Genomic DNA, 10,669 nt, shown 5'->3' on the forward strand with positions numbered 1-10,669 from the left:
GAGGTGCTGGCCGGGTTGGGCGAGTTGTTCGGCCGGGGAGTGGACGTCGACTGGGGCCCGCTGCTGCCGCCCGGCGAGACCGTCCTCGACCTGCCGACCTACGCCTTCCAGCACCGCCGTTACTGGCTCGACGGGCCGGGTCCCACCGACGCCGTCTCGCTCGGCCTGACCGCGGTCGATCATCCGTTGCTCGGCGCGGTCGTCGACCTTCCCGACACCGGTGGGACGGCCTGCACGGCACGGATCGGCCTCGCCACGCATCCGTGGCTCGCCGACCACGTCGTCAACGGCACCGCCCTGATACCGACCGCGGCTCTGGCCGACCTCGCGATCCGTGCCGGCGACCGCAGCGGCACTCCCGTCCTCGCGCACCTGGACATCACCACGCTGCCCGCGCTCCCCGAGCAGGGCACCCTGCGCCTCCAGATCACCGTGGGCGCGGCGGACGACGACGGTCACCGCCCGTTCAGCGTGCACTCGGCGCCCGGTGACGGCGGATGGGAGCGCCACGCCGGCGGACAGTTGCGCCCCGCCACCCGGCCCGAACCGACGCCCGGCACCGGTGCCGACGCCCCGTGGCCGCCCGCCGGAGCCGTTCCCCTCACCGTGGGCACGCTCACCGACACGTGGGCCGCCCGAGGCGTCGAACACGGGCCCGCGTACGCCACTCTGCGCGCCGCCTGGCGCCTCGGCGAGGAACTGTTCGCCGAACTCGCCCTCGACGAGAAGGACCAGTCCGGCGCCGACCGGTTCGGCGTCCATCCCGGACTCCTGGACGCCGCCTGGCAGCTCACCGTACCCACGGAGGCGCTCGGCGACGCCGCCGTGCCGCCGCTGCCGGCCGTCGTCCGTGGCGCGACCCTGCACGCCGAGGGCGCCGTCTCACTTCGGGTACGCCTCGCGCCCGTACCGGCCGAACCCGGCGCCTGGTCCATGACCGCGACCGGTGCCGACGGCACGACCGTCCTGACAGCGGACGCTCTCCTGGCCCGTCCCGTGCCGGTACGGCGGGCCGGCGCCACCGCCACCGGCCCCGCGGCCGACCTCTACCGGTATGCCTGGGTGAACCTCCGCGACCTCCCCGACTTCCCCGATCTCCCGGTCGTCGCCGTACCCGCCCGGACGGAGCCCGCGGAGCCCACCGTCCCCGCGCAGGGCTGGATCACCCTCCGCGACACCGCGCGGATCGGCGCGCTGGCGGCCCGGCTCGCCGACGAGAGGGAAGCCGACGCGGCTCCGCGCTGGGCGCTGCTCCCGGCCGCGGGGGACCTCGCCGAGACGCTGGCCACCGTCCAGGCGTGGCTCGCCGAGCCCGCGACCGCGGCCGTACGTCTGCTGGTCGTCACCCGGGGCGCCACCGTCGACCCGGCCGCAGCCGCGGCCTGGGGGCTGGTCCGCGCCGCACAGGCGGAGAACCCCGACCGTCTCGCGCTGCTCGACCTCGACTTCGACCTCAACCTTGACCTCGACCTCGGCCTTGCCGTCGACCTCGATGCCGACCTCGGCCTCGACCGTGCGGCGCTCGGCGGCCCCGGCGGCTCCGGAGGCCCCGGAGGCTCCGGCCCCGATCCTGACCGCGCGGCGTTCGGCGACATCGTCTTGCCGGCCGGCCTCGCCGCCGTGGTCGAGGCCGGCGTCGCCGCTGGAGAGACCCAACTCGCCCTTCGAGGCGAGGACGTGCTCGTGCCGAGGCTGCTGCCCGTCGAGCAACCCCCAACCGTGCAACCCCGAGCCGTGCAACCCCGAGCCGTGCAGCCCCCAGCCGTGCAGCCCCCAGCCGTGCAACCCCGAGCCGTGCAGCCCCCAGCCGAGCAGCCCCCCGCTGGTCACGTCGAGGCCGTCGAACCCGGCCCCTTCGACCCCGAAGGCGTCGTTCTGATCACCGGCGGCACGGGCTCTCTCGGCGGGCTCTTCGCCGAACACCTGGTGACCGCGTACGGGATACGGCACCTCGTCCTCGCCGGCCGGCGCGGTCCCGCCGCGCCGGGCGCCGAGGAACTCACCCGGCGGCTCACCGCCCTCGGCGCGACCGTCGAGACCGTCGCCTGTGACGTCGCCGACCCGGACGCGGCCCGTCGACTGCTGAGCCGGCTGCCCGGCGACCGCCGCCTCACCGGCCTGGTGCACGCGGCCGGCGTGCTCAACGGCGGCGTGCTCGGCGCGCTCGACGCCGATCTGCTCGCCGAGACGGCCGCGCCGAAGGCGGACGCGGCCACCCTGCTCGACACCCTCACCAGGGAACTCCACCCCGACCTGGCCGCCTTCGTGCTGTTCTCCTCGGTCACCGGCCTGTTCATGGGCGGCGGCACCGGCGCCTACGCCGCCGCGAACGCCGCCCTCGACGCCGTCGCCGCCCGTCGCCGTGCCGCCGGCTTCCCCGCCCTCACGCTCACCTGGGGACCCTGGGACCGCACCGACGGCATCGCGGCCGGACTCGGCGAACTCGACCGGGCCCGCATCAGCCGGGGCGGCATCGGCCTCCTCGACGCTCGCGACGGACTCGCGCTGTTCGACGCGGCGCTGCGCACCGGCGAGGAACAGGCCGTCGCGGTCCGGCTGAACCTGCCGGCGATCGCGGCGGGCGGCGACGTCCCGCCGCTGTTCCGCAAGCTGGTCCGCGCACCCCGCCGCCGGGTCCGGGCCGCCGCGGACGGCGGCGCCACCGAGGAGGCTTTCACGCGGCAGCTGGCCGGCATGTCGCCCGCCGAGCGGGAGCGCACGGTGCTCGACCTGGTCCGCCGGCACGCCGCCGACGTCCTCGGCTACTCCCCGCAGGACCCGGCCATCGCCACCGACCGGCCCTTCAAGGACGCCGGCTTCGACTCCTTGGCGGGCGTCGAACTGCGCAACCGGCTGCGCCGCAGCACGGGCGTGCAACTGCCGGCGAGCGCGGTCTTCGACCACCCCACGCCGCTGGCCATGGCACGACAAGTGATCACGGCGATGAACCCCGACGACGACGTCTTCAAACGGCTGCACGCCCACCTCGCGGACATCGAGGCACTGGCCGCCGAGGTGGCGAGCGGCGACGTCCAGGTGGCCGGCGTGCTGGCCCGGCTGCACGACGTGACCGTGCGGCTGGCCGGCGAGCCCGACTCCGGGACCGCCGAGTCGTCCGGCGTGGCCGAGCGGCTCGACCTCGCCAGCGCCGACGACGTCTTCGCCTTCATCGACAACGAGCTCGGCCAGTCCTGAACGGGCCACGGCGGGATCCCCGGAAGGGAACGCGGATGAACACCGACGAGAAGTTGCTCAAGTACCTCAAGCGCGTCACGGCCGAACTGCACGACCTCAAGGCCCAGCAGAGCCGTGCGGGCGACGAGCCGATCGCCGTGCTCGGCATGGGCTGCCGCATACCCGGCGGTGTCGCCACCCCCGCCGAGTTCTGGGACATGCTGCGCGAGGGCCGCGAAGGCGTCGTGCCGTTCCCGGACGACCGCGGCTGGGACCTGGAGGGGATCTACGACCCGGATCCCGACCACGCGGGCACGTCCTACACCGACCGCGGCGGCTTCCTCACCGGGGCCGGCGAGTTCGACGCGGGCTTCTTCGGCATCTCACCGCGCGAGGCGCTGGCGATGGACCCCCAGCAGCGGCTGCTGCTGGAGTGCTCCTGGGAGGCGCTGGAGGACGCGGGACTCAACCCCGACACCCTCAACGGCTCGGACACCGGAGTCTTCTGCGGTGTGTCGAGCCAGGGATACGGCGTCGGTGCCGACACCTCCGGCCTCGAGGGGTACGTCGGCACCGGCCTCGCGGGCAGCGTCGCCTCCGGCCGCATCTCCTACGTGCTCGGCCTGCAAGGGCCCGCCGTGTCCGTGGACACCGCCTGCTCCTCCTCGCTGGTCGCCATCCACCTGGCCGCGCAGGCCCTGCGCCAGGGCGAGTGCTCGGTGGCCCTGGCGGGCGGTGCCACGGTGATGCCGTCGCCCACCACGTTCGTGGAGTTCTCCCGGCAGCGCGGTCTGTCGGCGGACGGACGCTGCAAGTCGTTCGCCGCCGCGGCGGACGGCACCGGCTGGGCCGAGGCGGTCGGTGTCATCGTGCTCGCCCGGCTCTCCGACGCCCGCCGGCTCGGTCACCGGGTGCTGGCCGTGCTGCGCGGCTCCGCGGTGAACCAGGACGGTGCCTCGAACGGTCTGACCGCACCCAACGGCCCCGCCCAGCAGCAGGTGATCTGGCGGGCGCTGGCCGCGTCCGGACTGTCCGGCGTGGACGTGGACGTGGTCGAGGCGCACGGCACCGGCACCATGCTGGGCGACCCGATCGAGGCGCAGGCGCTGATCGCCACGTACGGCCGTGACCGGGACCCGGAGCACCCGCTGTGGCTCGGCTCGGTCAAGTCCAACATCGGCCACGCCCAGGCCGCCGCGGGCGTCGTCAGCGTCATCAAAATGGTGCAGTCCCTGCGGCACGGCCTGCTGCCCGCCACCCTGCACGTGGACCGGCCCACCCCGGAGGTGGACTGGTCCAGCGGCACGGTCCGCCTGCTCACCGAGGCCCGCCCCTGGGAACGCGCCGACCGCCCCCGCCGCGTCGGCGTCTCCTCCTTCGGGATGAGCGGCACCAACGCCCACCTCATCCTCGAAGAGGCCGGCGATCCCCCGGCACCGGCCGAGACCTCCCAGCCCGCCGAGACCGCCGGGTCCTCCGATGCGTCCGGACAGCGGCTCGCGCCGCTGACCACGGACGTGCTGCCCCTGGTCGTGACCGGCCGTGGCCCCGAAGCGCTGGCCGCCCAGGCCGGCCGGCTCGCGGCGTTCCTGGACGGCGGCGAGGACGGCGAGGACGGAGAGAGCAGCGAGAGCGGCGAGCGCGTCCCGGGCGGCGAAGCGGGTTCGCCGCTGCCGGAGGTGCCGCAGCCGGGGGTACCGCAGCCGGAGGTACCGCTGCCCGAGGTGTCCCTGCCCGAGGTGTCGCGCGCCCTCGCGACCGGCCGCGCCCTGCTGCCGGACCGCGCGGTGGTCCTGACCACCGGCCAGGCGGAGGCGGCCACGGCGCTGCGCGCGCTGTCCCGCGGTGAACGCCCGGCCGCCGTCGTCACCGCCCCCGCGACCGAACTGACCGGCCCCCGCGTGTTCGTGTTTCCGGGGCAGGGGGCGCAGTGGTTCGGGATGGGGCGTGAGCTGCTCGCTGTGTCGCCGGTGTTCGCGGCGGAGATCGACCGTGTCGCGGGGGCGTTGGCGCCGTGGGTGGAGTGGGATCTGCGGGAGGTGTTGACGGGGGAGAGCCGGGTGTGGCTGGAGCGGGTGGATGTGGTGCAGCCGGTGAGTTTCGCGGTGATGGTGGGGTTGGCGGCGGTGTGGGAGTCGTTGGGTGTGGTGCCGGATGCGGTGATGGGTCATTCGCAGGGTGAGATCGCGGCGGCGTGTGTGGCGGGTGCGGTGTCGTTGGAGGATGCGGCGCGGGTGGTGGCGGTGCGGTCGCGGGTGATCGGTGCGGAGTTGGCGGGGCATGGTGCGATGGCGTCGGTGGGGTTGGGTGAGGAGGTGGTGGTGGGGCGGTTGCCGGAGGGTGTGGAGGTGGCGGCGGTGAACGGGCCGGGGTCGGTGGTGGTGGGTGGTCCTGAGTCGGTGTTGCGTGTGTGGGTGGAGGGTTTGGTGGGGGAGGGGGTGCGGGCGCGGATGATCGCGGTGGATTACGCGTCGCACACGGTGGCGGTGGAGGTGGTGCGGGAGCGGTTGCTGGAGCGGTTGGGCGGGGTGTCGTCGGTGGTGCCGCGTGTTCCGTTCTATTCGACGGTGCGGGGTGGCTGGGTCACGGGTGGTGGTGAGTTGGATGCGGCTTACTGGTTCGCGAATCTGCGGGGTCAGGTCCGTTTCGCGGACGGGGTCCGGGCGTTGGTGGGTGAGGGGCATGAGGTGTTCGTGGAGGTGAGTCCGCATCCGGTGCTGGTGCCGTCGATCGCGGAGTTGGTGGACGAGCGGGTGGTGACCGCGGGCACCCTGCGCCGTGAGCAGGGCGAGGTACGTGCCCTGCTCACCTCCGCCGCCGACCTGTTCGTACGCGGCGTCCCGGTCGCCTGGGACCGGGTCCTCCCGACGGGCGCCGCCGCCGAGAACCTGCCGACGTACGCGTTCCAGCGCCGACGCTACTGGCTGACCCCCGCCGCCGACTCCGGCGACGCCGCGGCTCTGGGCCTCGCCGGCACCGGCCACCCGATCCTCAGCGCCGTCATCGAACTCCCGCACGGCGACGGCATCGTCTTCACCTCCCGGCTCGGCCTGGCGAGCCACCCGTGGCTGGCCGACCACGCCGTCGGCGGCACCGTGCTGCTCCCCGGCGCGGCCCTGGTCGAGCTGGCCGTGCGCGCCGGCGACCAGGTCGGCACCCCCGAGATCGACGAACTGGTCATCGAGGCACCCCTGTTGCTGCCGCAGCGCGGGGCGGTACGCCTCCAGGTCGCCGTGGACCCGCCGGACGAGCTGGGCGCCCGTGGCGTCGCCGTGTACTCGGCACCCGAGCCCGAGGACGGCGACCTGGGCACCGCCCTGGCCGACGGCCGCTGGCAGTGCCACGCGACCGGCACCCTGCGACCCCAGCCCGACACACCTGACGGGCCCGCTGCCCTCCCCGCCACCGCCACCGCCACCGGCGGACCGGCCGAGTGGCCGCCGCCCGGCGCCGAACCCGTGGACGTGGCCGACTTCTACGCACGGCTCGCCGGGGTCGGCTACGACTACGGCCCGGTCTTCCAGGGTCTGCGGGCGGCGTGGCGGCGCGGCGACGAGTACTTCGCCGAGGTCGCCCTGGCCGAGGAACAGCACGGCGACGCCGCCCGGTTCGGCCTGCACCCGGCCCTCCTGGACGCGGCCCTGCACACCGGCCTGCTCCGCGTCGCGGACGCCGCCACCGGGGACGACGCGGTCGGCCTGCCGTTCGCCTGGAACGGCGTCGTCCTGCACGCCGCCGGAGCCACCTCCCTGCGGGTCCGCGTCGCGCCCGGCGACGCCGACGCGCTCACCGTCGACGCCGCCGACGACACCGGCACCCCCGTCCTCAGCGTGCGGTCCCTGGTGTCGCGCCCCGTCACCCCCGGCCAACTCGGCGGCGTCCCCACGGCCGCGACCGACACCGACCCGCTCTTCCGCGTCGACTGGGTGGAACGCCACACCCCCGCGGAGACCTCGACGCCCCCCACCGAGACCTCTCCCGGCTCCACCGTGCTGGTCACGGACGCCGACGACCTCACCGCGCTCGCCGACCGGATCGGCGCGGGCGGCGAACGCCCCGAATGGATCGTGGTCCCCGCCGCCGGGCCCGCCCTGGACGGCGGACACACCGCCGACGAGCACCAGGTCCTCGACCTCGCCTCCCACGCGCTCGCGGTCCTCCGCGTCGCCCTGTCCCGGCCCGAACTGGAGGACGCCGGACTGGTCCTGCTCACCCGCGGTGCCGTGCCCGCGAGCTCGCCCGGAACCCTCGTGGACCCCGCGGGCGCCGCCGTCTGGGGCATGGTCCGGGTCGTCCAGGCCGAGACCCCGCAGCTCGTCGCCGTCGTCGACCTGGACCCGCGCCGCCCGCTGCCCGCGACCGGCGCCGACCTCGACGCGCTGGCCACCGCCCTGGCCACGGTGTCCGCCGGCGAGTGGCAGCTCGCCCTGCGCGGCGGCACCGTCTGGGCACCCCGGCTCGCGTACGCCGACACCCACCTGACCATCCCGCCGGACGCCACGGCCTGGCGGATCGTGGGCGGCCCGGGCGGCTCGCTCGACGAGGTCACCGCCGTCCCGGCACCCGAGGTCACCGAGCCGCTGAACGACGGCGAGGTCCGGGTCGCGCTGCGCGCGCTGGGCCTCAACTTCCGCGACGTGCTGGCCGCACTCGGCCTCGTACCCGGCGTACGCCCCGGCGGCGAGGGCGCGGGCGTCGTGACCGAGGTCGGACCCGGCGTCACCGGCATCGCCGTCGGCGACCGCGTCATGGGCCTGCTCGCCAACGGCTACGGCTCGACCGGCATCGCCGACCACCGCTGCCTGGTGCGCGTCCCGGACGGCTGGAGCCTCGAGGACGCCGCGACCGTGCCGGTGGTGTTCCTGACGGCGTACCTGGGCCTGCGGGAGTACGGCGACCTGCGCGCCGGTGAGAAGGTCCTCGTCCACGCCGCGGCCGGTGGTGTGGGGATGGCCGCGGTGCAGCTGGCGCGGTGCTGGGGAGCGGAGGTCTTCGCCACGGCGAGCCCCGGCAAATGGGAGGTGCTGCGCGGGCAGGGATTCGACGACGCGCACCTGGCCTCCTCCCGCGACGCGTCGTTCGCTGAGCGGTTCGCCGGCGGCGTCGACCTCGTACTGGACAGCCTGGCCGGTGAACTGGTCGACGCCGGCCTGGGGTTGCTGCGCGACGGCGGGCGCTTCCTGGAGATGGGCAAGACCGACATCCGTGCGCCCGGCCAGGTCGCCGAGGCGTATCCCGGCGTCACCTACCGGGCCTTCGACCTGATCGAAGCGGGTCCGGCCCGGATCGGGGAGATGCTCGCCGAGATCGTCGAGCTGTTCGAGCAGGGCCGCCTCGAACTGCTGCCGCGGTCGGTGTGGGACGTGCGGCAGGCGCGTGCGGCGTTCCGCTTCATGAGCCAGGCCCGGCATGTCGGGAAGATCGTGCTGAGGGTGCCGCGGCCCCTGGACCCCGAGGGCGTGGCGGTGGTGACCGGCGGACTGGGCTCGCTGGGCGCGCTGACCGCCCGGCACCTGGTGACCGAGCACGGCGTACGCCATCTCGTACTGGCGGGCCGTCGGGGCGCCGAGACACCGGGCGCCGCGGAAGTGGTGTCCGGGCTGGCGGAGTTGGGCGCGTCGGTCGGGGTGGTGGCGTGTGACGTCGGCGATCCCGCCTCCGTACGGGCGCTGCTGGGCGACCTGCCGGAGGGGCGTCGGCTGACCGCCCTGGTGCACACCGCCGGTGTGCTCGACGACGGTGTGATCGGGGAACTGACACCGGAGCGGGTCGCGAAGGTCTTCGCGCCGAAGGTCGACGCCGTCGCCCACCTCGACGCGCTCACCCGCGAACTGCACCCGGACACCGAGCTGTTCGCCGTGTTCTCGTCCGCCTCGGGCACGTTCGGCTCGGCGGGACAGGCCAACTACGCCGCCGCCAACGCCTACTTGGACGCGGCGATGACCCGCCGCCGCGCCGCCGGACTCGCGGGCCTCTCCCTGGCCTGGGGCCTGTGGCAGCAGGACACCGGCATGACCGGCCACCTCAGCGAGGTCGACCACGCCCGGATGAGCCGTGGCGGCTTCGCCCCGTTGCAGCCCGCCGAGGGCATGGCGCTGTTCGACCGCGCCCTCGCGACCGGCCTGCCCGCCGTCGTGCCGGTGAAGCTCGACCTCAAGGCGATCCGGGCCGCCGCCGGCGGCAACGTCGCCCCGCTGCTCCAGGGCCTCGTCAGGCCGGCCCGCCGGGTGGTACGGACACAGACCACCGCCGCCGCCTCGGGCCTGGCGGCCCGGCTCGCCGCGCTGCCCCGCCCCGAGCAGGAACAACTGCTCCTCGACCTGGTCCGCACCGAGGCCGCCGGAGTGCTGGGCCACGGCGGCGCCGGAGAAGTGGACGCGGACCGTGCCTTCAGGGACGCCGGCTTCGACTCGCTGACCGCCGTCGAACTGCGCAACCGCCTGCGCGAGAGCACCGGCGTACGGCTGCCCGCGACCGCGGTGTTCGACTACCCGACACCGCAGGTGCTCGCCGGGCACCTGTACGAGGAACTGGTCGGCGACCGGGCGGCGCCCGTGGCACCGGGCCCGGTGGCCGCCGCCGCCCCGGACGAGCCGATCGCGATCGTCGGCATGAGCTGCCGGCTGCCCGGCGGGGTACGCGGCCCGGCCGAGTTCTGGGACCTGGTCCGCGAAGGCCGGGACGGCATGGGCCCGTTCCCCACCGACCGCGGCTGGGACCTCGCCGCCCTCTTCGACGAGGACCCCGAGCAGGTCGGCAAGTCCTACGTACGCCAGGGCGGCTTCCTGCAAGGCGCCGGGGACTTCGACGCCGGGTTCTTCGGGATCTCGCCGCGTGAGGCGACCGCGATGGACCCGCAGCAGCGGCTGCTGCTCGAAGGCTCCTGGGAGGCGCTCGAACACGCGGGCATCGACCCGGTCTCGCTGAAGGGCACCGACGTCGGTGTGTTCGCCGGTGTCTTCGGCCAGACCTACGGCGCGGACGCGCAGTCCGTGCCCGGCCTGGAGGGCTTCATGGCGACGGGCACCGCGGGCAGCGTGGCCTCCGGCCGGGTGTCCTACGTGTTCGGCTTCGAGGGCCCCGCGGTGACGGTCGACACGGCGTGCTCGTCGTCGCTGGTCGCGATCCACCTGGCGGCGCAGGCGCTGCGCTCGGGCGAGTGCTCGATGGCGCTGGCGGGCGGTGCGACGGTGATGGCCTCACCGGGCATGTTCGTGGAGTTCTCCCGGCAGCGGGGGCTGGCCGCCGACGGCCGCTGCAAGTCGTTCTCCTCGACCGCCGACGGCACCGGCTGGGCCGAGGGCGTCGGCGTCGTCGTCCTGGAACGGCTCTCGGACGCGCAGCGGCTGGGGCACCGGGTCCTGGCGGTCGTGAAGGGCTCGGCGGTCAACCAGGACGGTGCCTCCAACGGGCTGACCGCGCCGAACGGGCCGTCGCAGCAGCGGGTCATCCGCCGTGCCCTGGCCGCGGCCGGGCTGCGCACGGACGACGTCGA

Annotated in this window: 2 protein-coding genes; both read left to right on the forward strand. The window is 75.0% G+C overall.

Annotation, left to right across the window (positions count from 1 at the left end):
• Nucleotides 1-3,195 (forward strand): SDR family NAD(P)-dependent oxidoreductase (locus ACFV9M_RS41170; protein ID WP_385102718.1); only part of this gene is annotated, 3,195 nt, incomplete at its 5' end.
• Nucleotides 3,196-3,332: 137 nt separating this feature from the next.
• A partial coding sequence (locus tag ACFV9M_RS41175; protein WP_385102721.1) for an SDR family NAD(P)-dependent oxidoreductase occupies nucleotides 3,333-10,669 on the forward strand: 7,337 nt, incomplete at its 3' end.

Source organism: Streptomyces sp. NPDC059895 (assembly GCF_042731035.1).
Taxonomy (GTDB): Bacteria; Actinomycetota; Actinomycetes; order Streptomycetales; family Streptomycetaceae; genus Streptomyces.